We start from the raw sequence: 24822 nt of genomic DNA, 5'->3' as shown, positions 1-24822 counted from the left end.
TCAGTTTGGTGGCGCTCTTACATTTATCACACCTGAGCTCCGCATAATCCTTTTTTTCAATAGCGTATATCCCAAATGGAACCTGCTCACTGGCTACCTGCAGCAGCCCCTGGTATTTCGCCTGGCTCATCCTGTATAGGCGGCTCATTACTTTCACCTTCATCAATCTTCACCCCTTCCATGTTTAAGCTCGGCTCTTCTACCTCTGCAATTCCAAGTTCTGCCTTTAACCGGTTTACCTCTTCCGCCTTCCATTCCTCATCTTTGCTGTCTCCCCACATTTCCTCCACCTGGGCCTCTATGCTCATGACCGGATATCCTGGCCGGGCCTTTGACATGGTTTCCACTTGGCTTTCAAAGGAAGGATTCGCATATTCTCCGAAAGGTATTTCCACCTTCACCTCTTCCAAGGGTTGCTCAAGCAAGATGTGATATGCATTAATGCAAACCGCAATAACCTCTGGAAGTTCTTCCTGCAGCGCTTCCACAATCGCATTTCTTGTATAAAGAGTGGCTTTTTCCTTTTCCCTCTGGGCTTCTGCATTATCCAGCTTTTTCACATCAATACCCAAGGTACTGGGGGATATAATTCCTTGTAAACAAAGGTCTAGAGCCGTTACATAGCTGGCAAGATAACTTTCATGAGGGATGCCCGGCTGTTCCGTGTTGATTGTGTTTTTTCCGTCCTCGCCCATATTGTCATCACCAGCAATAAAGCGGTTATCAAACGGATTAGGCCTTAACAGTTCACCGGTCCGGGGATCTCTGGGTATGTAGGATTCCGGGATGTATGTCCTTGCCCGTCCTGCCCTGAGCGCGTCCATCCACTGACTCCAGGCCTCGTCAAAGGCGTCAAAACTGTCCAGCTTTCCATCAAAAACAGACCCACCGCGACCTTCCCATTTCGTACTTTCGTATACTTTCAGAGGAACGGCCAGCATAACGGACTTATCAAACTCCCAGTTGGAAATATTCTTTGTGGCCTCTATGGTTTTAATGTCCACCTGATGATCTCCACGGTAAAGCTCACTTCTGATATAACCGCGGCCATAATGCTCATACAATACATACTGCTGTCGGTGGTCCATGTAAGGAGTCTTAAAGACCACCTCTTTTAGACGGCCATGCTCCTCCACAATCTCTATCCGTTCCCCTGGATACCATTCCAGGATTGGGTACTTACTCAGAGCAGTATTGATCGTGACCTTGTAAGCCCCATCACCGATATACAGTACTTCTTTCAAAGACTTCTCCAGGGCCTTCCGGAACTTATTTTCTTTCTCGATTTCTTTCCATAGTAGTTCCTGCGCTGGCACTGCAAATTCAAAATCATTCATATCTGCCAAGACGATTCCGGAAAGAATACGAACAATCAGGCCCGGCAGTCCAGTATGGATTTTTCGCATTTCCATTCCCGGTGTACACTTGGAGGCCCAGAATTTATACTTATCAGCATATTCATTTACACTACTGTAAAGCTGCTCCAGTTCGTTTCCGTCTCCCCGGTACCAGATGCGATTCCTAATTGCGTGAAGTTCAAAGTCCATAATCTCATTTATCTGTATGGAAGTTCCTCCACTTGGCTGAATTTGGAGCCAGCTACGAATCCCTCTTTTTATATTATCGCTCAATACTGTTGCCCACCTCATTTCTTTTCTTCCTCCTCAAATCCTATTAAATTCCGGTACGGAATCCACCCGTACTGGCTGGCATTGATCGTGTGATCGTTGCGGTCCTCTGGTTCGTCTTTATCTTCCTGCCATGAATACCGGTCAAGCTCCCCCGGATGCTCCGTACAGGTGTCCGCAACCAGGTAACAGCCTTGTGTGATCCAGCCTAACATGAAGTTAATACGGTCTATAATCTCCACTTTTTTGTATGAGTCATGGAAATTATACAGGCAGCCTTTCAGGCGCTTATATTTTTTCAACTCCGTGATCGTTGCCTGATCTGCGCAGTCGATGAAGACATCTTTTGCAAGACCCCATTCCTTTCGGTTCCTTTCTAGGAAATCCAAGAACTTCACAACCGTGTCTGATGGAGCCAGTGGGATAGACAGATCGGCGTTGCTGTACACCTTCTCATCAAGGATAATGACCTTACGATCCATCGTGATGGCTTGGAAGATCATGGCAATGGTGTCCGGGCTTTTACTGGAATAAGAGGTATCCAGTGCCGCCGAAAATTTCCTGACCTTTATCTTTCCGGATTCAATCTGCTGTTTTATCCAGGCCTTACTGACCACATGCTTTTTCCGGTCAAAGTTGGGGAAGATCAGGCCGGTTGCTTTTCCTCTTAAGCCCTGGATTTTATTCTTATACAGCTTTGTTCCCGGAGGAGCTGATCGGATCTTCTTCTCTATGTCCTCCTCCGACAGAGAAAGATTGTCCCGGAACGTAAAAAACCAGTACCTCCACTTTGGTACTGGTGCTTCCGTAAGCTCTGCCATAATCTCTTCCGGCACATCTGCAGCGTATTTCTTATATGGCCGGGATCGGTTTATAAATTCCTTGTAAACTGGGAGGTTAGGGTCATCTGGGTTGAGAGTGGCCATGAGGTAATCGTTTCTGGTGGAAACCTCTCGGATAAAATCAATGTTGGCCGTATTAATCTCGTCAATGTAGACACAACCAAACTGTGAGCCAAGGACCAGCTCCCATTTATCCCGGTTATCATATCCCAGAACAAAGATGATCTTCCCTTCAAACACAATATGGGGGATTTTGTAATCCTTATCCCCATTTCCGTAATATCTGGCCCCTGGATGAATATCCAGGATTCCATTGTCCTGCTGGATCACGTTTTTTTCAGCTGTACCGGTAGTTTTAGATGCGATAATATGGAGTTTCTTACTGCTCCGGCTTACCATACGCATGAACTTAACTCCGGCCCCTACCGTGGTTTTACCGCTGGCAGTAGTTCCCTCCAAGAAGTCCGCATCTACTCCGGCTACCGTGTTTATGAAATCAAGATATTTCTGGGACAAAGGAAAGCTGCTACTCTTCAAGGCCCTCACCACCCATCTGGGACATGATATCGTCAAGCTTCTGGGATGTCTGCACTGTGAGGTCCACCTTTTCCTTGAACATTCCCATGTGCTTACCCAAGAGTTCCAGAGCCTTGATCTTGTCGGCCATCTTGATTTCTCTTTCAAGGCCATCTTCCCCGAAGGTCTTAACCTTTACTGAAAGAATCGCAGCTGTATCCTCCGGAAGGGCACCTTCTTTTACAGTTGCTGTTTTGGGATCAATTACATCCACGGCATTCACAAAGGCTATCTTAGCCAGTTCCTGCACTACCCGATCAGAATTTACACCAGTGCGCCGGGACCTCTCCGCCATGGCTTTGTCTATACGTGTGCGAATGTCAGGTTTTGTTAAGTTCTCAGAACCAATCACTTTTGCCGTATCAGAAGAATATCCCGCTCTTATAGCGGCCTGAGTAGCATTAAGATCAATCAGGTATTCTTCTACAAATAATTTTTGTTTCTTGGTCAATGCCATCAGGCTCACCTCACCTTCCTATCTGGCTGTTTTTCTATATTAAAAAAGAGACGAGGTTGGCTGTCTCTTTAGTCGATTTAAATATCTATTTTTGCATTTCGCTTTAAAACTAGATTTATCATGCTTGCTACTTCACTTAATTGGGAAAGGGCATTACTGTGCGCACTGTCTCTATCATTCCTGCTTTCTCCTTTACTTGTCATTACGATTTCACCCCAGAGATACTTTAATTCTTCGGATAAGGTTCCATCTGTATATGCCTGAGCTTTATAAATGCTAGACAATGCTACAGAATATTTACTTAAACTTTCCATATCGCTCAAATAATCTCCAACATCATTAAGCAATTGCTCAAATATTACAGTTTGATTCTTGTAATATGAATCATATTTATGCGTCTGAATTTTATAATCGTATTCAATTTTTTGTCTTTCCATTTCAGCATTTAAATCTTGCTCCCGTCTCTTCAGCTCATGCTCGTGCTCTTTTCTCCGCTGGTCCGCCTGAGACGTATTGTTTATCACTGCAACAAATATAGGCGCAACCAGTGACATTAAGGCCACAATTATAGCTAATGTGATACTAGAATCAAGCCTTACCCGTCCACTGTTTATAATACTTGGCGAACTCACGGTTAATAACATAGTTAACCCGCTACTCATATTTTCTCCTCCCCTATTTTTTCTTCCATCATACACCATATTTTACCAAGAGAAAACACCCGTCAACTAAAAATCGACAGGCGTTTTCAAAAAGGAGGGTACCTATAGCTGAAAACCAATCGGAAACCCCCCGGAGTTGAACCGGGATCTCCCTCAGGGGGATGGGAGCTGCCATCATGCGTTCCGTGCCCGGTTTTTGTTTGGCTTTTCAACAGATGCTCAAAGAAACCAGGAAACAAAGAACTGTAGTCAGCCGCCAAGCTGTTATGCCTGGCAGCCGTAATTTCATTATTAAATCTATGCTTCTGTGGTCGGCAACTCTGCAATCCGAATGATCGATGCATACACATCTTCTATGGCTGGATCTCTCTCCACATAAACACCATTGATGCACAGTTCAACTTTTTCAGTAAACCTTATAATCCCTAACCCTTCAGATCCTGATGTGCTAACAATATGAGTTGGAGTTATTCTTGAACATGTATACCCCTCAACGTCTTTACCGCTAACTAAATCATGGAACGATAGGCTCACATATGCCAGCTCAGCATTTGTGGCAATCTGGCAGTTCAAAAACATTAGATAAACTCCCGGATTCAATATCACTGCGCCCTCAGCGGTTAGTTCAAAATCCCCAAAAGATTTGTTATTAAAATAAATCTTTTTTTCTGCTGTTATAATACTCTGCTTACCCGCTTCAAGCTGCATATATTTCAGCGCTCTGAACGGAACAGGTATAGATGTATCCGTGTCTGAGCTATCTCCACATCTACAACACCCATAATACTGATTATTGATTACAGTACAACATTTCTTTTCATCCATAAATAAATCCTCACTTCCATTTTCGTTCGTGGTCAGATATTTGATCAAATGTGGCTACCAAGCAGTTAAACCTGGCAGCCGCAGGAGGAATTACTTCTTTGTATATTCGATAACTACATAAGCTGTGCAGCCTGAATAATCCCCTCTATTATTTGAGAAAAAGCAGTATATATACTCGTTCTCCACACCATAATACATAACTACTGCTGCAGAAGATCCATCTGCACGAGTAATTGTTGTCTGCATAACTACTTGGAACTTATTGTACTTATCAACCATGTTTCCATATAAATTAATTAATTTATCAACCTTAAGATCAGAAACATTTGCAAACGCATATTTTTCAGCGCTGTCGACCGGAAGCTTCCCAGAAATCACCTTCCGATAAATCGGCTTACCGTCAATCCATGTACCGCATACTGTCTCTTCCGTAGAATAAACATTCTCTACAGGTTCACCACCGTTTTCTTCGCAACATCCACAATTAATTGTAATGCAGCTTCTTTTTTCATCATTACACATATTTGTATTTCTCCTTTGTTTTTAATAATCTGATCTATATCTAAACATCAACTGCCAAGTAGTACGCTATTAGCAGTGTTTTATTCGTACTTAATACAATATAAAACTGCGGTATTAGTGGGTCTAGTAGAAAAAGACCCTAATCCATCTGCTGGGGATGCAACGTACGATGTTGTAAGTGCAAGGTATCCCGTTCTTTTTGTAGTAAAGTCTTTGTTTAATGCATATTCCGTACCTGTAGTACTATTTAAAGATGTATTTAATTGAATCTTTCCATCTGTTCTGCCATAATCCGTTATAAAAGTAGGGTCCTGGTGAGTACCAACAGAAGCACCAGCTCCAGTATTATTTGAAGACACTCCAGTACCGCGAAGAAATTCGCCTCTCAAATCAGGTACGGCAAAGGTTGTAATTCCGTCACCTCCGAAGAAGTCAAATGATCCAAATTCATCTTTTATAAATTGGGAAAAACCTTCATAATCAGCGATGTTATAAATAGCCCCATCACATACCAAGTAATGAGCGGGCGCCTTAGTTCCCATATAGGAAATTACGGTTCCAATCGGTGTGCTATCGCCACCACCATTTCCATTGCCACCGCAGCCCTCATCACAACTTACCATCTGTAAACAAAATCTATCTTGCATAAACTTTACCTCCTTGTTTTTTTGTTTCCCAGCTTAAATAATATCACTAAAAAACCGCCGTAACCGCCGTTTTCAATCTTTTTCCAAAAACCTATCATGTTTCTGTCTACAGCTACTATCCGTATAACATTTCATCTTTCCTTTGAATATCTGTTCCTTGTACAGATCATTTATTCTATGAGCCACCTGAACCCAGTTCATATTCTCCACATAGTACAGGGTCATGATATTTCGGATCTCCACCTTATCAATCCCCGCTATGTATTCCTCCACCCGTCCGATCAGCTCCAGAAGCTCCTGTTCCTCGTCCATCAGGAGGGCGTAACTTCTTTCATAGGCCCTGGACGCTCTCTGAGACTCCGGGATCGGATACCCAACGATTACCGCTGTCCCCAAGGGCTTCTTGCCTCGTTTCCCCAGGGTTACGGTATCAGCCACTACATATCCCCGTTCCCTTAGCCTGTCCAGATGATCCTGCTTCTTTTGCAACTGCTCCCGAAGAAGCTTCACTCTGGCCAGGGCATCGGAATACTCAATCAAAATGTCTTTATCTATTTCAGTCACCTCCCTACTGTCAATATCCTCAGTCTAACCTCATCCCACTCCTTAAGCAGCGGCTCCTTCCTGGTTTTCCCGACTCCTTCACAAACTGTATCAAATAAAAATCGCCCTTTATATAGCAACCCAGTGTCTGAATAATTCGAAACAATTTCCTGCCGAATCTTCAGGAGACCTGCAATCTCCCTGGAACTGTACTCACCTACCTTCGTTCCATCGGCATACATGGCGTACAATTTCTTAGCTCCCATTCTCCCGCTCCCTTCTCACCCTGAGATATGCCGCTGTACAGGCCGGAGAGGTCCGCAGGGACGAATCAGGACATAAGCTCGAATATGCATAAAGCGGTAAACGTGCGGAGAGGGGGAGGCTATTGGGGCTCTTTATTGACATGGCAGCCTCCGCCATGGTGATTCTATGTACCTGCGCCTGCTCCTCCCGGCGCTCTTTTGATGATTTTCTCAATTTATCACTCCTTAAAATTTCAGTTTAGCGTCCTACCGCACATAGGGCAATTATTGATAGGCAGCAACAGAACTGTTCCTTCGTCGTCCGCAAGTTCTGTTATCAGACTATACCTATTTTCGTACTTGCGTATGTATTGCACTGGATTATCTCCATCACTTTCGATAAGCTTTTCGCTGAAATCATCAATGATTGGTAGGTTTTCCATAAGTTCGCATTCTATCGCTTCTTTGACATGCTTTCCAATAGCAATTACTTTCTCACAATATTTACACATGGCTTCTCCTTCCTCTGGTAATCCCGGAAACCCTAGTTTTATTAATCAACTTCCTCCAGGATTCTCAATTCATTAATTCCGTACTTTTGTAAAACCGCACGGTAAAGCCTGTTATAATCTTTTTGTGTTTCTCTCTGATCGCTTTTAAGGTGCCTTATTTCCGTATAAAGCCTATTTAATATATCTTCGCTTTCTGTCTTGTACAGTTTGTCACTGTCACGATGAAGAGAACGTATCATACTATCTTTCAGTATGGTTTCCGGTACACTTAGCTGCTGCTTCTTGGCTCTTTTCACACAATAACCGCCTGTATAAACTCCAATATGAGGAGGAATCTCATCTTTTACTGCATTATACAGGTTTTGAGGCATGACATAAAAATTGTAATGTCCCACGAAACTTTTTGCAGCCTTGCTATGGAAGTCAGATTTTGAAACCTTTATTTCATAACAACGGAAAATACCTTTTGTGTCATAGGTCATGTAGTCAACACGCTCCGAACCGCCAAAGCCTATTGTCACCTCAAAGCACCCAAACGTACCCATTTTATAAGTTGCTAATCTTATTGACCGTTCAAGTGCTGCTGTTTCCTCGGTCTTTATATCACTCACTCCCTTCCCAGTATAAAAGAGTTATCATTGATTATGGCTTATTGCATGGCGCATTTCTTTAGCATAATCTTCACATGCCTGTATGTATCCATCTCTATAAGCCGTCGCTCTTTCAACTTCTTTGGTATGCTGTATCTTAGCCTTATGTTCCAGGGTATCTGCTATTTCATGAGTCTTGTCAACCCATTCTCCTACTGTCAGCATTTTAACCTCCCTCTCTTTCTTCTTCACGAAAATCCTAATTGGACGTATAAGAACCACGGTCACCTCCCGTAAGAGTTATGTCGCCACTGTACCGTATCTCAGCAGGCATATCTTATAATCCGCTTATCGGTTACCCTTTAAGCCGTCCAATCCTAATCCGAGAAATTCTGATTTACTCCTCCAAAGGCTCCTCATATTCTTCGATGATCCAGGATGCGATCCGTTTCTTGCTGCCGGGGTAGTGTAATAATGATTTCATTTCTCCTTCTCCCAACTAAACATATGACCGGTTATTATTTACGAACTGCATAACCTCACCATCAGGACAGTGCACGATCAGTAAGCGCGGTTGCTGCTTTCCTTTATTGAAAATCTGTTCGATTTCGCAATCATCTGTAATGCGCCTATGGTTTTTCTGACACTCCTCAATTTTTGTTTCTGATTGAGATGTTTTTCCACAAGTTTCACACACATAATAGTTTTTTTGTATCGTTTTCATTTTGTCTCCTTTCACAAATAGGCAGAAGCCTTTATACATATATCTCTTTTCACTCTCAGTTGGTAAGATTACCTCTTGCCGGCCCCTTCTCCTTTACAGATTAACATTTCCGGTTAATCTTCCCAGCCAACCCCTATGTAATCCAGTACCTTGCCCCAGCCGAATCTCTCACTGGTTTCTTTATCTACACAACATCTGTACATCCAGAACTCCCATTCCTTTGGATTCCGTTCTCTCAGCTTATCAAACCTATGAGGACGCTTTTCCAGGTGGATACCAAAACCACACATGCTACAGCCAGTACGCTGAGCCCCGGTAGTATAAAGCAATCCCTTCTCATTCTTCTCTATAGAGCCGTAAATCTCCGGTATGATTGATTCCGGGAAATGATCCCCGTTCTTAAACCAACCTTCTTTCCTTGCCTGCTCCTGTGCCTTTTCTCTTCCACCGTTCTTCCATTCCTTATCCATTTCTAAACCAAGTCGCAGTATGTCATCTCTCAAAAATGGCGCAAATGGGGCGCTTCGGATTACTGTCTTTCCAAAGTAATTACACCCATGATCTATAAGGGCCTCTTCTCTCTGGCCTCCTTCACTCGCCATCAGGCCAAGGAAAGGACAGCTTTTATGCTCTTTGGCCCACTTATCGCATGGCTGTTCTTTCATGTACAGGCAACACTTGTTTGAAACAAGGAAATCCGGCATCTGGTAATTTACACCTTCATTCTCATTTTCATATCCTCCAAACTTATTTAACCATTTCTGTGGCAACTTCATTCGGCTGTTCTTGGCAAAGTGCCCTTGTGCTCCGCATTCCCCGGTAATGATTGCATGACGAACAGTCTTATTCTTCTCTGTAGGGTGTTGAAGTGTATCAATGCGTCCAGCTATCTTTTTCGATATAACCGGAAATCCCACCTCATTTAAAACTTCTACCTTTGATTTTCCTGGTGCAATAGATATAATTCCCAGGGCCTTATGTATTCTTCTAATACTGGCATCTTCCAAAGAAGATACAGACACGGCCGGTGCATCTATTCCGATGCTCTTAAGCCACAAATACAAGATTATACTATCAAGACCTCCTACGCTTACATGGGCATTTAATCCCCGTTGATCCAATTCTGCTATAAACTCATGGGCTCTCTGCTCCGCCCGTTTGATCTTTACCTCATAGGGGAGATTCTGCATTGCAGTAAACTGTGCCCTCTTTTTCTTTTTTTCAGCCTTCCACTCTTCTGTGGTTAATTCTTTCTTTTCCATTTTTTTGAAAGGAGCCAGGATACCCTGTCACGGTGGCCACCGCTCCAGCCTCCTTTCTATGTACTATAAATTGTTAATAATTGCTTTTATTAATTCAATAAACCCAAACAATAAAAACTTCATAAGTATCTTTTTCACAAATTCTCTCATATCAGCTATTTGCTCCTCTCTAAAATTTGAGCTCATAGCCAATATGTAAGAATTAGTGCACTTAGAGAAATTATAATTCTTACGTTTTTCTTACGTTGTTAGAAATATCTCAACTTTTCTCCACATCAATTAATTCTAATCTATTTATTTAACTTCCTCCATTTTTCCTCATTGCCTCCCGGCATACAGCCAAAATGTATATGCAGCTTACTCTTTCTCTTGGTTTCTATGTACACATGCTCCCCGTGGATCTCCTTGCCGCAGATATGGCAGAGGTGAGTCTTTTCCTGTTGGGGGGGGGGGCATTGTCTTTCTTTTTACTGGTCATCTTCTTTTCTCCACATTCTCTGTCCAAACTCTGCTACCATTTCCGCTACCAGTTGCTCCATGAAGGGATACTTCTTCATCAGGACCGCCGCCCAGCTGTTCATTCGTTCCCATTCATCGGATTGCCTTGGTAGAGGCTTATCCCGGTAGTTGAGCCAGAACTTGTTATACACCTCATCAAAGGCCTTCTGTACTTCCTGATCTGTCATAGGCTTTCCACCTTCACATAAATCCCAGGGAGATCCGCCCAGTACTTTTCAATCACCTCAGAGGCCACCTGCGCATCATCGTTCCAGTAGCGCAACTCTGTCATGACGTCCTTAAGGAGCTTGATCAGATTGTCAGTATCAGGCTTACTGGTTTTGTATTCTCCGTTCTTGTGCTTACCAGTGACGGGAAAACACCACCACGTTGTCAACCTTACTGGACCAGTGAACTTCTCTTCCGGGATGTGTTGTCCCAAGTGTGCCAACAGTTTCGCCCTAGCCGCCTTGAGCTCATCAGGTTCATAAAAGACCGGTTTTCCATTCACCACATGCACCTGCTTCTCTTGATGGGTCACGGTGGGCGGCTTCATTGCCATGAAAAAATCAATCGTCTTCATTGTCTTCGGACTCTTCATAAATCTTCACCTCAATCCCACAACTGACCATAAGCCTAACGAAATCCACAACTTGCATTGAGATTAAGTGATATTCACCTTTCCCGCCTATTGTCTTACAGGGAATCCTGTTAATATATTGTCGGTACCTTGGACCCCTGGGTAGCTTAAATACTACTGGAAGCTCAGGCATACACCCCTGTGCGTGCTGCTTAAAAATATCTACCAATTTTTGCTGTTCCAAAAGATAGCCTTTTTCAATTATCTCAATCACTTTCAATTACTCCACTCCTTTAACGTGTGAAATTCACCTGTGAAAATTTTTATTTGTCAAAGGACAGGGGAAGGAAGGAGGGTGGGCAGCGCTTGAGCCCACCTTTCTTTCCCCCTTTGACCGTCAGGGAAAATGCCTTATTACTCTCTGTTAAGAGAGTACATTTTCCCTTCCCTAGAAAATCTCGGTATTTTGCCGACTTTTTCCCTTTGAAGGAAATTCCCGATATTTTTCGAGATTTTCATTTTTAGAGGGAAAGGAAAATCTTCGTGTTTTTCTTCATAAGGGAAGCTCTTCCCTTTCGACTTTTTCCCTCTACTTTTTACCCACATAACCTTCATCAATCCAGAAGCCTCCGTGCTCTTTGATGCGGTTCCGGACTGTTTTTTCAGTCGTTCCCATGCCTTCTGCAAGATCTTTTATTGTCACTTTTCCGTCTTCATTGAAACTCTTTAAGGATTCAAAATGTGTTTCCAGGCTCTCCTTCCGTTCCTTCTTGGCTTCTTCCGGAGTTCGTTTCTTACTGAAATTCTTCTTCCAGGAAGGCGTATCCGCCTCTGGCTGAATGTCTCCCAGGACCCCGGACTGATCCAGTAGATGAACCGGATAATTAAACCATAGATTCACCGGATCAAACTTTGAAAACTCCCGGAGCGTCCCTTCAATGCGCCATGCGGTCATAGTCCGTACTCTGTCCTTGGCCGCCTCTATATTGCGCTCCAGGGCCACCATTTGCCACTTGTCCAGCTTCTCCTTGCAATAATTAAGCATCTGGAAGCTACTGCATAAATCGTCTTGAGAAAGGTCGTCCTCCCACTTAAAATGCGCATCAAGGTACTGCCTGCAACAATCGCAGATTGTCCGGTTCTCCTGCTGTTTCATCAACTCTTCTGTAGCTTCCAGCTCGATAAGGTCAATCAGCGCATCCGGATCCCTGGCAAACACACCGGAGCCGCTGGCCCGGTCCATGGACTTCTTTCCGCCCTGGCTCCCCTTGCTGTGATGATGGCAATAGATCACGGCCACTCCCAGCTCCGTACACACCTTGTCAAACTGATTACAGAAATTGGACATCTGGTCTGCACTGTTCTCATCACCGGTAATGACTTTATATATCGGGTCAATGATAATGGCTATGTAATTCTTTTTCGCCGCCCTGCGGATCAGCATGGGCGCCAGCTTGTCCATGGGACGGGACTTTCCTCTTAAATTCCAGATATCTATGTTCTTTAGGTTCTTAGGCTGCCAGCCCAGGGATTGATACACATCCTTAAAACGATGGAGACAGCTGGCCCGGTCAAGCTCTAAGTTCACATACATGACCTTTCCCTGCGCACAAGCCCAATTAAGCCATTTTTTACCCTCTGCTATGGCAATACACATTTCTATCTGTAAAAACGATTTCCCGGCCTTTGACGGGCCAGCAATCAGCATTTTATGACCTTGTCTCAGTAGGCCATCAATTAAGGTAGGGGCAAGGTCCGGAAGGTTCTCCCAGACATCTTCCAGGCTTTCCGGATCGGGAAGATCATCATTAATGGAGTCGATCCATTCCTTCCACTCTGCCCAACTCTCCTTCCCGATATTAGTATCAACAATGAACTGCTTCTGACCGCCTCGTATGACACCAGGCATTCTGGAAAGTCTGGAAGGATTTTTGTTCTGCTGGTCAATGGCGAGTCCATTCTTTTTGCAGATATCATAAAGATAATCCACCCGTTTCCGGTACTCTGTCTGATCTGCAGCATCGATCCTCACAATAGCGTGAAGGCTTTTTCCTCCACTATGGACCAGACAGGCAACTGGAAGCTCCAACTCCCGGATAATGGCGTGCTGCTTTTCAATCTCCATAGAGTCTGATTCCACCAGTGCATATTTAAAATCAGTGACGTTCTCATTCTTGGCCCCTTTTCCGTCCATAGGATTGAAGCGGATCCAGGCTCCGCCCTCAGAGTCATAGTCTCCTAACACACTGCCGATATCGCCTTTACATTGTGATAACAGTTCAATCAGCTGCCCTGCAGTTCGGTCATAGGCCCCACGGTCTGCCGGCACCCATTTATTTTCATCTTCTTTTTTATAGCTTTTAACAACATAGCCAACGTTTTCTCCAGCTTCAAAAAGTGTTTCCAGATATTTGATCAGCTCTTTTGACGGGTCCCACTGCCTCGGTTCCACCACTTCCCGATCTTCCACCCAGCTTCCATCAACAATAACACCCTCAGCAGATATGGGATCGTTCCAGTCAAGAGCCGTACCAGGATCATAAGGTGGTGTCCAGCCCTGTTCCCTGGCATACTGGACAATGGTCCCACCTGTTACCGGAGTACCGGCCCCGTGGAAGCCCCGCCACTTCTTTTCGCATTCCCCTGCATGATAGCGCTGATCATTCATGCTCCAGCGGTCCCATACATCAACGGAATATCCCTCATGCTGTAAAGCCATTCCTACATTGATCCAGTCCTGATAAGAAAGTTCTGAGGGATCTATATGATTAAGGACCTCCAAGAGGTCGTATGTACTCTCCATGTTTCAAGTCTCCTTATTCCGGTCTATAATCCTGCGGATTGACGCCTGCAGGAGCGCTTCTCCAGCCTGCCGCCGCAATGCGGTCAATCATGTGTTTGGCTGCATCAAAGTTCCACGTCCCCACGTGCTGAAATCCGTACTTTTCCAGGCAGCGGATCTGCTTTGGTGTACTTAAACCCTCTTCCTGACGCTTGTGTAAACGATCCAGGATGAGACTGGCTTTTCCTGCATTGTCTATTTCATCAGGTAGAATGCCCCGCTTTTCCAGTTCTTTCTTCTGTCCCTCAGAGGGAGGTGCCATTTCCCAGCCAAATGCCGGGACATATCCGGATAAATCCTCTGCCTGAATGCTCATTTCAAATTGCAATGGATCCACCAGCTTTTTCTTGCGCTTTCTCATTTCTTCCAGCTTCTTAGCGAGGGCTTCTTCTCTTTGGGCCACCACATCCTCAGCAGCCTGTTTCTCTGCTTCTTCAATATCCACCGGGCAACCGGCTTTTTCGATGTTCTCAGTCATTTTCTGGGCCACTTCCTCATCCTGACAGATCAGACTGGCAGGGTGGCAAAGCTCGTGTCGTTCCGTATGCCATAGGAAGTCTAACAATAGTAAGTGGTCCTTCCCCGGAAATAATCGGGTGCCACGGCCTACCATCTGACTGTACAGGCTGCGCACCTTTGTAGGCCGGAGGACCACGATGCAGTCAACACTGGGACAGTCCCAGCCTTCCGTAAGCAGCATGGAGTTGCAGAGGACGTTATAATCGCCCCTTTCATAAGCTGCCAGGATCTCCGCCCGGTCCTTGCTGTCTCCGTTGACCTCTGCGGCCCGAAATCCTTTTTCGTTTAAGATATCCCGGAATTTTTGGCTTGTTTTGACCAGAGGAAGGAATACAACCGTTTTTCGCTCCTTACAGTATTTTTCCATTTCATCAGCAATCTGATAAAGGTACGGGTCCAAGGCTGTGGCAATATCCCCTGATTTGAAATCCCCTGACTGCATGCCAACGCCTGATAGGTCAAGTTTTAAGGGAAGAGTCAGGGCTTTGATCGGAGATAAATAACCGGCTTTGATTGCCTTTGGAAGGGTATATTCATAAGCCAGACTGTCAAAACACTCCCCTAGGTTCCGCATGTCCCCACGGTCTGGTGTGGCTGTAACACCTAAAATATTGGCCCCTTTAAAATAATCCAGAATCTTTTGATAACTGTCAGATAGGCAATGATGTGCTTCATCAATGATGATGGTATTAAAGTAGTCTGCCGGGAACTGCTTTAGTCTTTTTTCCCGCATGAGGCTCTGAACAGAGCCAACCGCAATCCTAAACCAGCTCCCCAGGCAGGATTCTTCTGCTTTTTCCGTAGCGCATCCCAGACCCGTGGCTTTCCCGATTTTATCAGCAGCCTGTTCCAAAAGCTCCCCACGGTGAGCCATAATGAGGACCCGGTTTCCCCGGCGCACACAATCCTCCGCTACTTTGGCAAATACAATAGTTTTACCACACCCAGTAGGGAGGACCAGGAGCGTCCGCTTGACGCCCTTGTCCCATTCTTCAAAGATAGCGGCCTTTGCCTCTGATTGATATGGCCTAAGCTCCATAATTAAAACTTCCCTGGTTCAAATTTTTTAGGTTCGTGGGGAAAGTATCTGGAAACTTTATTGTTCTTTCTAGGTTTTCCCTCTTTATCTTTATACTCATCTATGTAAAGCTCTAATCTTCCGGTAGACCCAGGAACTGTATTCCAGTTGGGTTTCAATGATTCCCCCTTCTTTTTTTGCCCAATTCCAAGGAAGAACTGGCTCAGTTTCCATTCAGCTTTGGAATTCAAGTACAAGGTGTCATATACATGACGGTCATTGCCATCTGCGTCCTTAACGATTAAATCCAGGTTAGCCATGTTACAGGCCGTCATCTTGGCACTACCCGCAAATCTTCCGCGCTCCATAGAAGCTACTGTAAATTCATATTCTCCAGCCGGTAAGGGCTCAAAATCCTGGCCCTCATTTTCAATCTGGTCGTCCCAGCCTATTTCTCTTCCCATTTCTTCACTCATAAATCATTACCTCCTTAATTAAATACCAAGCTGTCAGTTTTTTTCATTTCTTTAACCATGCCATGAACCTGTTCCCAGGCCCCCACCAATACACCGGCAATAAAATCCTGTGGATAATCAGCAACTGCCATATCTGCAGGGAAGTACCCCCTGGCGGCCACTACATTCTGAATATCCCACTCGTCAACCTGATGAAGAATCATCAGATCACGGAGAGCTTTCGGAATCCGTTCATCAACCTTCACATCCGGGGGATTCATAGGTTCTGACTTATCCTCCACCGGTGGAGTTGTCTTTTCTTCCTTTGGCAGTTCCTGAGCTTTCTCGCTGACCGGATTTTCGTTTTTCTCCTGTTTCGGCTGTGAAACCGGAGGATTTACTTTTATTTCTTCCGATATGGGGATTCCCATATCGGAACTTTCTATGATATGGCGGATCGCATCATACTCAAAAGGCAGTTCCTCCGGAAGTCCATACCGGTTCTTAGCGTCCCAGCAAGTATGATGGGCCGTATACATAACCCGTTTTCCACCCTGGGCTTTATTCTTACCTTTCTGGGCTCCCTGTCCGTCTACATTAACCACCATGGTCTTGTAATTGCAGAACAGGACCATATCAGCCCATTCCTTTAAAAGCGGCGCTGTCTGGGAACTGGTTTTCTTTCCCAGCTTTAATTCCCAACGATCATAGGAGCCAAGCTCATCCGGTTGATCAAACTTTTTAATATGGGCATGGGCTGTCACAACAACATTGATTCCTGCCTCCACAACTTCCTCCAGGGCATTGAGAAAACGTCCAAATTCTTCTTTTGCATATACATAACCATTTCCATATCCAAAATCTTCAATACCCTTTTTCCCATTTTTAGCACAAAGATCTGCAATACTCATCTGCTCTGCCCAGTCGGCAGTATCAATGACCAGTGTTTTACATATTTCCGGATGCGCTTTGGTGTAGCGAATCTGCTCCATGAGCATTGTCCAGCTTGACGCTTTTTCAAACCTTGCCACATCCATGTCTTTGGTGCTGCCTTCTGTATCGATAAATACCGGCTCTGGGAACTGTGCGGCAAATGTTGATTTTCCAATTCCTTCCGGACCATACACGATCACCTTTTTGGCGGAAGGGATCTTCCCTTTTATAATCTGCATTAAAATACTCCTTTCTTCCATTCTGTCTTTTTATCTTCCATGAGTGGGTGTTCCTCTCCTGCCACATATCCGTCCTCTATAATGATAGAGCATTCCTCTCCAGTGCTTACCCTGGTAGCAATGGCCTGCAGACCCTCTTCTTCCAGCCACTCCCCAAACTCCTTAAGTATCTCTAAATCCATCTGCTCAAGCTTGTCCAGAAGCACAAAACCACACTCCGGATTTAATTTCCGGACAATGGCGGCGGACACCTTTAGACGGTCCGAACCAGACATGTTGTCCCACTGCTGGCCTTTGTAAACCAATTCCCCATCTTTTACGGAGAGCTCTGGAAGGGGAAGCTTCGCTGTCTTAAGCAGATCACTCTTTTTCTGACGGGTATCTTCAAGCTGTTTGGTAAGCTGGTCATACTGTCTTCGGTACTCCCTGGCATCGTCCTCAGCCTTTTCTTTATCAAGGTTGGCCCGCACTTTACGATTAATCTCTTCAATGTCAGAAATACTCTGCTCCAGCGCTGCGGTGGACTGGTCCTTTAAATCCTTAGCATCCATTCTGGCAAAGGCAAGATCAGCGCGGACAGCTTCCTGCTTCTTTAACAGCTCCTGAATCTGCTCCATAAGCCTCTGGTCTTCCTGTTCCAGTAGATAAAGCCGTTCTCGCTTCCTCTGGTCCTCTCCATTCTGGGCCAGAATATCCTGCTGTTTTTTGATAAGCTCCGAAGCTGAGACTATTTCTGCTGGGGCATCAGTATGATAAGGCTGCTCTTTAGCGTACTTTTCTTTCTGATCTGCAATGCGGCCAATGGTAAGCCGTTCATTGTATTTTTCCTGTTCTTCCCTCTCTAATTCTGCCAGCTTGTCTCCCACTCCGATGATCTTAAGCAGGATTTGAGCTTTCTCTTTCGATCCCGACTCCATGAACTTAGGAAGATTAAGGGCGAACTGCTCTACAAAATCATTAAGAAGCTGCTGGCCTCCCTTCTCTCCATTTGGATCAGTAACTTTTAAGGCACTATTCTTCCCCCTTCGCTCCACTACAAGGCCATTGCTCATAACAATGCGAAGGTTGGGAGGAATCACGGACTGTTCCCGCTGAGGCTGAGAGGGACGGTACTTGTCCCCTCCCAAAGCCCAGGCAATGGAATCCAGTACAGAGGTCTTCCCCTGGTTGTTCCTGCCGCCGATAATCGTCAGGCCGTTTGCTGATGGTTCTATCTTTACAGCCTTAATGCGCTTTACGTTCTCAATTTCTAATTGATTAATTTTCATAGACATCTTGATTTCCTCCAACTTCCCATGTATAATAGGGTTATAATCTGTTTCTTATCTACTGACCTTGGTGGTTACAGCCACCGGGTCTTTTTTAATTGCCCGGCTTCTCCCGGATCCACGGCTTACCAGCTTAAGCTCCTCAGGTGACTCACTGATCACCAGCCAGCTCTCCGGCTTAAGTCCTGCGCCGGTTATAATGACCTTCTGCTGGCGGGTAGGACTCTTTGCTTTACTCTTTCCCATCAGGATCCCTCCTTATTTACAATGCAGATCAAAAAGGTAATTAATCAATTCTTTAACCTCTTCCACGGAGTAAATTAAGTTCGGCCGTGTCTCCGCTTGGGAATTAAGATATCCTGACGTCATGGCAAACACAGCGTCAAAATCACAGCCTTCATGGCTTTTACTTTTAGCATACTCCAATATACTGCTCGGAAAGCTCACAGGGCTCTTTGTTTCTGATACTTCTTCCTTAGTTGGCATTATTCTTTCCTCCTCTCACAAACTCTCCAGCGCTCCACAAAACGCAAACACCAGTCCAACGGCTCCAATCACAATAACTCGGCTCACAAACCACTCCACCCAGTCAAGAACTGGAGATCGGCTCCCGTCGTCAAAATCGTCTAAGTTTTCATAATACTTCATAAATCCTCCTTCAAATCCGTTAAAGCTTGTCCACCAGTCCCGGCCTCAGCCGGTTTTCTCCTCGCGCAGGTATTTCGCCCTTAATGCTGGGTAGGCTATTTCTCCAAGTCTCTTTTTACTGGCCTGAACCTCTTCGGGCGTTGTGTCTTTACAAAAATCATCATGAAAAATAAAAGTTGTCTCTCCTCGCTTTACTTCCTTTACTACGCCCACATTACCACCCCTTTCTAACTGATTTTATGTAACAAGGTTTGTACACTTTTACAGGTTTTTAATTTATAGTCTTTACACGGATACCGCCGGCTGCGATCTGGACAACGGGGCTGGTGCCGGCAGGACTTACAGGATCGGCCTGTTACCGCGTTAGGTGCTTCTTTTTCTATTGATTTTATATGTATCACCATTCCTTTCTTGAAAAATCTTTGTTTTAGGCATATAATAAATATCAAATTTACTTTTTAATAGGGAGATAAGAAAATGGAATTAATTAATCAAATTATTAATAATCCACAAGCAAGCTTCGACCCATTGAACTTTATAGGCATATTAGCAACCGTTATTGTTTCCTTTTACATCTTTAAGTCCGAAACTTCTATTTCTTTTACAAAAGAACGTCACGAAAAATTAATATTCCCTCTCTTTGATGTACTTGAACCCATTCTTTATCAAAGTCCGGATTCTGAAATACTTTCGAAAGCTTTAAACATAATTGAAAGAAACAAAAGTTTGGCAGATGGAAAGTTGCTGAGTGTATATTACTATTGTAAGAAAAATCCCAATACCGAAAGCTTTAATTCGCTTTGCTCATATATAGACAAAGCATTTGATAAATCCTGCCGTAGATTACAATTAAAAACACGCTCTCTTGAATATCGTATTAACAGAAACCAGTACAAAAGCAAGCTTTTCCTTGTGTTTTATACAGCAATTTGGGCAGTACTATTTATTTTTTCACTTATATCTGCACTCATTATTTTTTCTATACTAATTACAGCAGGAGGACTTTTTTATAATTCCGCAAACGGAACAACTCAAATAATTTTCACCATTTTAGGATTGGTGTGTATTTTGGGGCTGTTTAAGATTTTAGAAAAGCACCTCTAAATTACCGGTTTTTCAATACTAATACACAAACAGAGAATGTTATTAAACCTAAACCCATTCCGTATTTCATAGTTATTGTATAACTGGCTATAGCTGTAATTAACGCATACAGCATATTCACCTAACCCTCTCACCTCCCATATTCTTTACTTTTTCTTCTGCACACGGATCATTCTCTGCCAGCAAATTTCCTTCAAAATCCCAATATTGAATAACACACCTGCACTTATCTTCATCTGTTCCAACACCGCGTAAAGAGCGTGTTTCAATAACTTGAATCACTTTAGCTGCGTCTGTTCCACGAGGCCTGATCGGTTTTCTATAAGCCTCCACCTCTCTCACCTCCTATCCTCTTCTGCCTTAGTCATATCATGCTGACTGATTCTCTTTTTGTCCTGCCGCCAGTTTATAAACTTCTTCACTTACAGATAAATTGAGGTTATATTTTTCCTTGACTCCCATAAGTTCCACGGTACTGTCAAGCAACTCCTGACGATCTACCAGCATTTCCGGTGACATGGCTCCCTTTTTAATCATCTTGGGATATCCATGTTTACTGGATACTGCTTTATTGGCTATCATATTTGCTTTGACAAAATCCACTCTTACTGGATTTCTTAGTGCTTGGCTGAGTTTTGCCATGGCTTCCTTCTGATGGTCCTTGTCCAACAGCCGAAATATCTGAAACCCCTCCAGTCCAGTTGACTGACGAAGAGCCTTAAGCATTTCAAAAACCCAATCTTGGAATTCTTCAGCTTCCGGCTTATGACTTCTCATTATTAATCGATATAAGCCTTTTTCATTGAGTACAATCATTTCCTGTGCTTCTGGTGATTTAGTCTTATTTGATGTGGTCGGTACTTTGTACCTACCCTTATATTTTTCAGGCATTTTCCTCGTGCCATCATGAGCCTGCGCAAAACCAAGCGCATCTGTTACATCTTTAGCAACCGCCCACCATTCACCATCTTTTTCTACGAAGCGAACTGGGTATCCGTTCCATATTTCAGTTTTCATAGGTTTTCCTTTTGTGAATTTAATTCACCTTTATGAGGAAAAAAAATTCTATCTCTATCGCTTTTGCTTAATTTAAGCACCCTCGTCAACGCTGCAATTTCTGAGGCCTTAAAATCTGCATTAGGATCTAAGCGGTTATATAATGTTTCCCTGAGCATTCCTGCTCGTTTTGCAATAGAGGTTACGGTCATTCCTGATGACACCATCCTTTCTCTTAATAAATCAATATCTGCCAAACTTCTCGCCTCCTTTTGTTGAATTTTATTCACATTCTTACAATAGCATAATTGTGAATCAAAGTCAACACCGTTTGTGAATTTAATTCAATAGTTTATTTATCCAAAGATGTGAATAACTTTCAACTTCAGCAATATGGCTGTTGATTTTATTTCACACTTATGTTATTATAAATTACAGAAAGGCGGTATTATGATGCTTAATTTATATATGAATATTAAGAGAAAAAGGGAAGAATTAGGATTGTCACAAGATGATCTTGCTCAAAAAACCGGATACACAAATCGCTCTTCCATTGCTAAAATCGAAAAAGGGCTAGTAGATTTACCGCAAACAAAAATTAAAGCTTTCGCAGAGGCACTTAAAACCACTCCACAAGAATTAATGGGCTGGGATATTTATGAAGATGAGAATGTTGTTCGATTTGATGACGAATTGGAAGAGGCCATGAATATATTAGAAAAAGCAGGGTATTTTCTTTCTTTTTCTGATGCCCCCAACGATGATGTTATAATTATAAAAAATAAATCTAATGAGATCATTGCCTGCATGCATGATTATGAGTTAGTTAACAAATACGAATCCTTGGCACGTAAAGGGGTTGCTGACGCTAAGTTACTGGCAGAGGTTGACCCAGAACTTTTCTTCAAGCAAAAGGAAGCAATGATGACCTTTGCGAAATCTTGGAATATTCAGTATTATGAAAAGGAACTCCTAAATACCTTTTCTAGACTTAGTAATTCTAATAAGAAAAAGGTTATCAACTATAGTCAAAACCTTCTGAACATACAGGAGGCTGAGGCTGAGCAGGAGCATCTTATACCAGATGCTGCTCAGCAGCGCACCGATCTTTCAAAAAAGGAACTAAATGACAATGCAAGAAACAAACATGATGATGATATCATGGATGATCCAAATTTCTAGGGGGGATAATTTATATTGAGTTATGATGACTTATTGGAGGAAGCAGACGCTGCAGGGCTTCTTGTGAAGGAAAAACCTCTCTTAAACAATAATGGACGCTTAAAGGGCAAAAGAATTGCCATAAGGCAAGACATTCCTACCACTGCGAAAAAAGCCGATGTCCTGGCAGAAGAAATGGGACACTATTATACTTCAGTGGGACGGATCGTGGAGCAGGATACTGTTGAAAGCAAAAAACAGGAAAGGGCTGCCCGTTTATGGGGATACAATAAGAGGATTGGTTTGTTCGGCCTTGTACGGGCCTATAATGCACATTGCGAAACTCTTTATGATATGGCAGAATATTTAGATGTATCTGAAGATTCTTTGATCGAAGCACTTGAATATTACCGCCAGATATATGGTGTTAAAACTACATATGGGAAATATATGATTCAATTTGAACCGAATCTTCAGGTACATACGATGATGTTTTCAATTGAATAGGGGTTAAATAGCCAATGGCTTTTTAATAAAACAAAAGAAATGAGGAAATGAGTATGGGAATAATGGATAACTTGGTCGGAATGGCCAAAAACGAAATTGAAAACACTAAAGCCAGGGTTCTAAATCAGGCAGAGTATTCCAAAGACAGAAGTTTATCATTAAACATAATCTTTGGATTTAAAGAAGCTAACATCCCTCAACTTTCCACGCTTCGCCAGAAATTAGATGGCACTACATATTTCAATTATAGTGACTCTATTGCTTACAAAATTGTAGGTTATGATTGGGGTGGCCCCAAATATGAATCTGTTATGACCGCAAATACACAAGGCGTGGCCAGCAGCGAAACAACGAAAAAAGGAAAGTCCGGAAAAATGGCCGCTGGCGCCCTCATTGGAACAGCACTTTTTCCTGGCGTGGGCACTATTGTAGGGGCTGCCATAGGGGCAGGAGGGAAAAATAAGGCAAAGACTGAATCCGCCCAGCAATCATCTACACAACAAGTACATAAACAAATTGAGAAGCCAAGTAACGCCATTATTAAACTACAAAGAATAAGCGACAATGTGATTTTTTCGTTTACCATTGCTTGTAATTCAACTATTGATTCCCAGATTCGATGTTTTGTGATGGAAAAGGAAGTTTCAGTTTCCTCAGCATCAAAGGAGATGACAGATGCCCTTAAAGGAATAAAGGCGTTGAAAGAACTCTTGGATATGGGGGCTATCACTCAGGAAGACTTCGACAACAAAAAGAAACAACTACTTAATCAGTAAACATGGATAGAGAACTTGAGAAAGGAGAAACCTTGGAAAAAGCATATTTAAGCATCGAAGAACAGTTTAAGGAAACATTAAATAACGAAGAAATTAGCAGGATAGAAGACTTTGAACTTAGGGAAATTCGGCATGCTCACTGGGCATATAGATCGAAAATCTTTCTTGACGAACAAAATATTTCAGACCAGGAACTGTGCAGATTGACAGATATTGATTATGCGCAGGAAAAAAGAGAATTAGAAGCCTATAAGAGACGAAAGGGTCTTTAAGTTAATAAATAAATTGAAAAACCGCCCCGACTGCAATCGGAACGGCTTTACATAGATTTTCTCTTGCCGGCATTCCGGAAAGATATATCCACCTTAGACAAGTGAATTATATCATTTCCAAAGCGTCCTGGCAAGAGTGTCGGAGGCGTTTATTGCACACCCCATTATATTTATTACACTTCAAAAGCCCCATTTTATGGGCTTTTTTTGTTTCTAAAAATTCACTTTACCCCATTATCTCCCTTTATTTCTATTACTTTTTTTCCTCTTGGGTATACAAATGGGTATAAATTAAAAGAACCGTGACCCCAAAAAGTCACGGCTTTTTACTCTTCTTCATCTGGCACCCATTCCATGAGATCACCAGGCTGACAGTTAAATTCTTTGCATAGGCGGTCAATTGTTTCTTGGCTCAAACGTCCCTTACCTTCCATGACAGCCTGATAAGTGCTTTGACCCATCAATCCTGTTTTTTTCATTGTATAAGAGGTATAATTCCCCTCTGTTAATTTTTGAATCAGCTTATCATATCGAATTGCCATTATATCACGCCTCCTTTTTTAGTGATTCTAGCACAAGAATGTCACTAATACAAGAGACAATTTATAAAAATCACAAAGTCCCTAAAAATAGTGACAATATGCACAATTCAATATCTCCAACTTTAGTGATAATGTCAATAGGATATCCCTGATTTTAGTGCTATAATAAGTCCATAAGGTTGATACAACAAATCAAGGAGGACATGGCAATGACAGAGAAAATGAGAGAAAGAGTTATGGCAAACATCAAAGAATCCAACGGAGCATTAACCGTTGAATTCTGTAAAGAAGCTATCGCACAGAAAGAAAGAGTTGTTGAGTTCTGGAATAACCAGCCAGCTTGGAAACAGGGACCCTCCTGTAAGAATGCAATTGCTAACGCTAAGGCAGAGATCGAATATTTCCAGGCAGTAATTGAAGTTCTTACAG

35 protein-coding genes are annotated in these 24822 nt (G+C 43.2%); 6 read left to right on the top strand and 29 right to left on the bottom strand.

Going from position 1 to position 24822, the window contains the following annotated elements; genetic code table 11:
• Positions 1-86 precede the first annotated feature (86 nt).
• From QM657_RS18515 to QM657_RS18395, 25 genes are all read right to left on the bottom strand, one after another.
• Positions 87-1649, bottom strand: a complete 1563-nt coding sequence (locus tag QM657_RS18515; RefSeq protein WP_415068183.1) for a capsid protein — start codon at positions 1647-1649, stop codon at positions 87-89.
• Entirely contained in the window at positions 1646-3007 is a 1362-nt protein-coding gene (locus QM657_RS18510) for a terminase (protein ID WP_415068182.1), read from the bottom strand. The genes QM657_RS18515 and QM657_RS18510 overlap by 4 nt, the downstream gene beginning before the upstream one ends.
• Positions 2997-3497 (bottom strand): terminase small subunit, encoded by a 501-nt coding sequence (locus QM657_RS18505; RefSeq protein ID WP_415068205.1) that lies wholly within the window; start codon positions 3495-3497, stop codon positions 2997-2999. Before QM657_RS18505 ends, QM657_RS18510 begins: the two co-directional genes overlap by 11 nt.
• An 83-nt stretch (positions 3498-3580) precedes the next feature.
• Positions 3581-4165, bottom strand: a complete 585-nt coding sequence (locus tag QM657_RS18500; RefSeq protein WP_415068181.1) for a hypothetical protein — start codon at positions 4163-4165, stop codon at positions 3581-3583.
• Positions 4166-4462: 297 nt separating this feature from the next.
• A complete protein-coding gene (locus QM657_RS18495) occupies positions 4463-4990 on the bottom strand; it encodes a hypothetical protein (protein WP_415068180.1) in 528 nt (175 codons plus the stop codon).
• Between the two features lie 90 nt (positions 4991-5080).
• Positions 5081-5512 (bottom strand): hypothetical protein, encoded by a 432-nt coding sequence (locus QM657_RS18490; protein ID WP_415068179.1) that lies wholly within the window; start codon positions 5510-5512, stop codon positions 5081-5083.
• Positions 5513-5592: 80 nt separating this feature from the next.
• Entirely contained in the window at positions 5593-6159 is a 567-nt protein-coding gene (locus QM657_RS18485) for a phage tail protein (protein WP_415068178.1), read from the bottom strand.
• Positions 6160-6231: 72 nt separating this feature from the next.
• Positions 6232-6723, bottom strand: a complete 492-nt coding sequence (locus tag QM657_RS18480) for a hypothetical protein (RefSeq protein ID WP_415068177.1) — start codon at positions 6721-6723, stop codon at positions 6232-6234.
• A complete protein-coding gene (locus tag QM657_RS18475) occupies positions 6720-6968 on the bottom strand; it encodes a hypothetical protein (protein WP_415068176.1) in 249 nt (82 codons plus the stop codon). The genes QM657_RS18480 and QM657_RS18475 overlap by 4 nt, the downstream gene beginning before the upstream one ends.
• A gap of 532 nt (positions 6969-7500) precedes the next feature.
• Positions 7501-8070: a hypothetical protein gene (locus tag QM657_RS18470; RefSeq protein WP_415068175.1), complete on the bottom strand. Its 570-nt coding sequence runs from the start codon at positions 8068-8070 to the stop codon at positions 7501-7503.
• A gap of 24 nt (positions 8071-8094) precedes the next feature.
• Positions 8095-8301 (bottom strand): hypothetical protein, encoded by a 207-nt coding sequence (locus QM657_RS18465; protein ID WP_415068174.1) that lies wholly within the window; start codon positions 8299-8301, stop codon positions 8095-8097.
• A gap of 585 nt (positions 8302-8886) precedes the next feature.
• The gene (locus QM657_RS18460) at positions 8887-10035 is read right to left on the bottom strand and encodes a hypothetical protein (protein ID WP_415068173.1); all 1149 of its coding nucleotides are present in this window, start codon (positions 10033-10035) and stop codon (positions 8887-8889) included.
• Between the two features lie 467 nt (positions 10036-10502).
• Positions 10503-10721 (bottom strand): hypothetical protein, encoded by a 219-nt coding sequence (locus tag QM657_RS18455; RefSeq protein ID WP_415068172.1) that lies wholly within the window; start codon positions 10719-10721, stop codon positions 10503-10505.
• Entirely contained in the window at positions 10718-11116 is a 399-nt protein-coding gene (locus QM657_RS18450; protein ID WP_415068171.1) for a RusA family crossover junction endodeoxyribonuclease, read from the bottom strand. The genes QM657_RS18455 and QM657_RS18450 overlap by 4 nt, the downstream gene beginning before the upstream one ends.
• The gene (locus QM657_RS18445; RefSeq protein ID WP_415068170.1) at positions 11103-11393 is read right to left on the bottom strand and encodes a hypothetical protein; all 291 of its coding nucleotides are present in this window, start codon (positions 11391-11393) and stop codon (positions 11103-11105) included. The genes QM657_RS18450 and QM657_RS18445 overlap by 14 nt, the downstream gene beginning before the upstream one ends.
• Before the next feature lie 134 nt (positions 11394-11527).
• Positions 11528-11731: a hypothetical protein gene (locus QM657_RS18440; protein ID WP_415068169.1), complete on the bottom strand. Its 204-nt coding sequence runs from the start codon at positions 11729-11731 to the stop codon at positions 11528-11530.
• Positions 11703-13916 (bottom strand): AAA family ATPase, encoded by a 2214-nt coding sequence (locus tag QM657_RS18435; RefSeq protein ID WP_415068168.1) that lies wholly within the window; start codon positions 13914-13916, stop codon positions 11703-11705. Before QM657_RS18435 ends, QM657_RS18440 begins: the two co-directional genes overlap by 29 nt.
• A 13-nt stretch (positions 13917-13929) precedes the next feature.
• Positions 13930-15513 carry a DEAD/DEAH box helicase gene (locus QM657_RS18430; RefSeq protein WP_415068167.1) on the bottom strand — a complete coding sequence of 528 codons (1584 nt, stop codon included), beginning with the start codon at positions 15511-15513 and terminating at the stop codon, positions 13930-13932.
• A gap of 2 nt (positions 15514-15515) precedes the next feature.
• Positions 15516-15968: a DUF669 domain-containing protein gene (locus tag QM657_RS18425; RefSeq protein ID WP_415068166.1), complete on the bottom strand. Its 453-nt coding sequence runs from the start codon at positions 15966-15968 to the stop codon at positions 15516-15518.
• 14 nt (positions 15969-15982) lie between these two features.
• Positions 15983-17119, bottom strand: coding sequence for an ATP-binding protein (locus tag QM657_RS18420; RefSeq protein ID WP_415068165.1), 1137 nt, complete (start codon positions 17117-17119; stop codon positions 15983-15985).
• Positions 17119-18393 (bottom strand): AAA family ATPase, encoded by a 1275-nt coding sequence (locus tag QM657_RS18415; protein ID WP_415068164.1) that lies wholly within the window; start codon positions 18391-18393, stop codon positions 17119-17121. Before QM657_RS18415 ends, QM657_RS18420 begins: the two co-directional genes overlap by 1 nt.
• Positions 18394-18441: 48 nt before the next feature.
• Positions 18442-18633, bottom strand: a complete 192-nt coding sequence (locus tag QM657_RS18410) for a DUF6906 family protein (RefSeq protein WP_415068163.1) — start codon at positions 18631-18633, stop codon at positions 18442-18444.
• 12 nt (positions 18634-18645) lie between these two features.
• Positions 18646-18873 carry a hypothetical protein gene (locus QM657_RS18405; protein WP_415068162.1) on the bottom strand — a complete coding sequence of 76 codons (228 nt, stop codon included), beginning with the start codon at positions 18871-18873 and terminating at the stop codon, positions 18646-18648.
• A 15-nt stretch (positions 18874-18888) separates the two neighbouring features.
• Entirely contained in the window at positions 18889-19035 is a 147-nt protein-coding gene (locus QM657_RS18400; protein ID WP_415068161.1) for a hypothetical protein, read from the bottom strand.
• A gap of 45 nt (positions 19036-19080) precedes the next feature.
• Positions 19081-19248: a hypothetical protein gene (locus QM657_RS18395; protein WP_415068160.1), complete on the bottom strand. Its 168-nt coding sequence runs from the start codon at positions 19246-19248 to the stop codon at positions 19081-19083.
• 264 nt (positions 19249-19512) lie between these two features.
• Between QM657_RS18395 and QM657_RS18390 the strand changes: the two genes are divergently transcribed.
• A complete protein-coding gene (locus tag QM657_RS18390) occupies positions 19513-20139 on the top strand; it encodes a hypothetical protein (RefSeq protein ID WP_415068159.1) in 627 nt (208 codons plus the stop codon).
• Between the two features lie 117 nt (positions 20140-20256).
• Here QM657_RS18390 and QM657_RS18385 read toward each other — a convergent pair whose 3' ends face one another.
• From QM657_RS18385 to QM657_RS18375, 3 genes are read right to left on the bottom strand one after another with little or no spacing between them, the layout of a single operon-like run.
• Positions 20257-20481 (bottom strand): carboxypeptidase, encoded by a 225-nt coding sequence (locus QM657_RS18385; RefSeq protein ID WP_415068158.1) that lies wholly within the window; start codon positions 20479-20481, stop codon positions 20257-20259.
• A gap of 27 nt (positions 20482-20508) precedes the next feature.
• The gene (locus tag QM657_RS18380; protein ID WP_415068157.1) at positions 20509-21156 is read right to left on the bottom strand and encodes a Bro-N domain-containing protein; all 648 of its coding nucleotides are present in this window, start codon (positions 21154-21156) and stop codon (positions 20509-20511) included.
• Positions 21153-21392, bottom strand: coding sequence for a hypothetical protein (locus QM657_RS18375; protein WP_415068156.1), 240 nt, complete (start codon positions 21390-21392; stop codon positions 21153-21155). Before QM657_RS18375 ends, QM657_RS18380 begins: the two co-directional genes overlap by 4 nt.
• Before the next feature lie 193 nt (positions 21393-21585).
• Between QM657_RS18375 and QM657_RS18370 the strand changes: the two genes are divergently transcribed.
• Genes QM657_RS18370 through QM657_RS18355 form a run of 4 tightly spaced genes read left to right on the top strand, consistent with a single transcriptional unit; the run spans position 21586 to position 23851 of the window.
• The gene (locus QM657_RS18370; RefSeq protein WP_415068155.1) at positions 21586-22317 is read left to right on the top strand and encodes a helix-turn-helix domain-containing protein; all 732 of its coding nucleotides are present in this window, start codon (positions 21586-21588) and stop codon (positions 22315-22317) included.
• A gap of 15 nt (positions 22318-22332) precedes the next feature.
• Complete coding sequence (locus QM657_RS18365; protein WP_415068154.1) at positions 22333-22803, top strand: hypothetical protein; 471 nt, start codon at positions 22333-22335, stop codon at positions 22801-22803.
• A gap of 53 nt (positions 22804-22856) precedes the next feature.
• Positions 22857-23579, top strand: a complete 723-nt coding sequence (locus QM657_RS18360; protein ID WP_415068153.1) for an SHOCT domain-containing protein — start codon at positions 22857-22859, stop codon at positions 23577-23579.
• Between the two features lie 2 nt (positions 23580-23581).
• Entirely contained in the window at positions 23582-23851 is a 270-nt protein-coding gene (locus tag QM657_RS18355; protein WP_415068152.1) for a hypothetical protein, read from the top strand.
• A 326-nt stretch (positions 23852-24177) separates the two neighbouring features.
• Here the strand turns inward: QM657_RS18355 and QM657_RS18350 are convergent, their stop codons facing one another.
• Complete coding sequence (locus QM657_RS18350) at positions 24178-24393, bottom strand: helix-turn-helix domain-containing protein (RefSeq protein ID WP_158377719.1); 216 nt, start codon at positions 24391-24393, stop codon at positions 24178-24180.
• 209 nt (positions 24394-24602) lie between these two features.
• Between QM657_RS18350 and QM657_RS18345 the strand changes: the two genes are divergently transcribed.
• Positions 24603-24822: hypothetical protein (locus QM657_RS18345; protein ID WP_415068151.1), on the top strand; the 220-nt coding region annotated here is incomplete at its 3' end.

This window comes from Lacrimispora sp., assembly GCF_047605665.1.
Taxonomy (GTDB): Bacteria; Bacillota; Clostridia; order Lachnospirales; family Lachnospiraceae; genus Lacrimispora.
The sequence above is the reverse complement of the archived record's forward strand: the minus strand, read 5'-3'. Positions and strand labels throughout refer to the sequence as shown.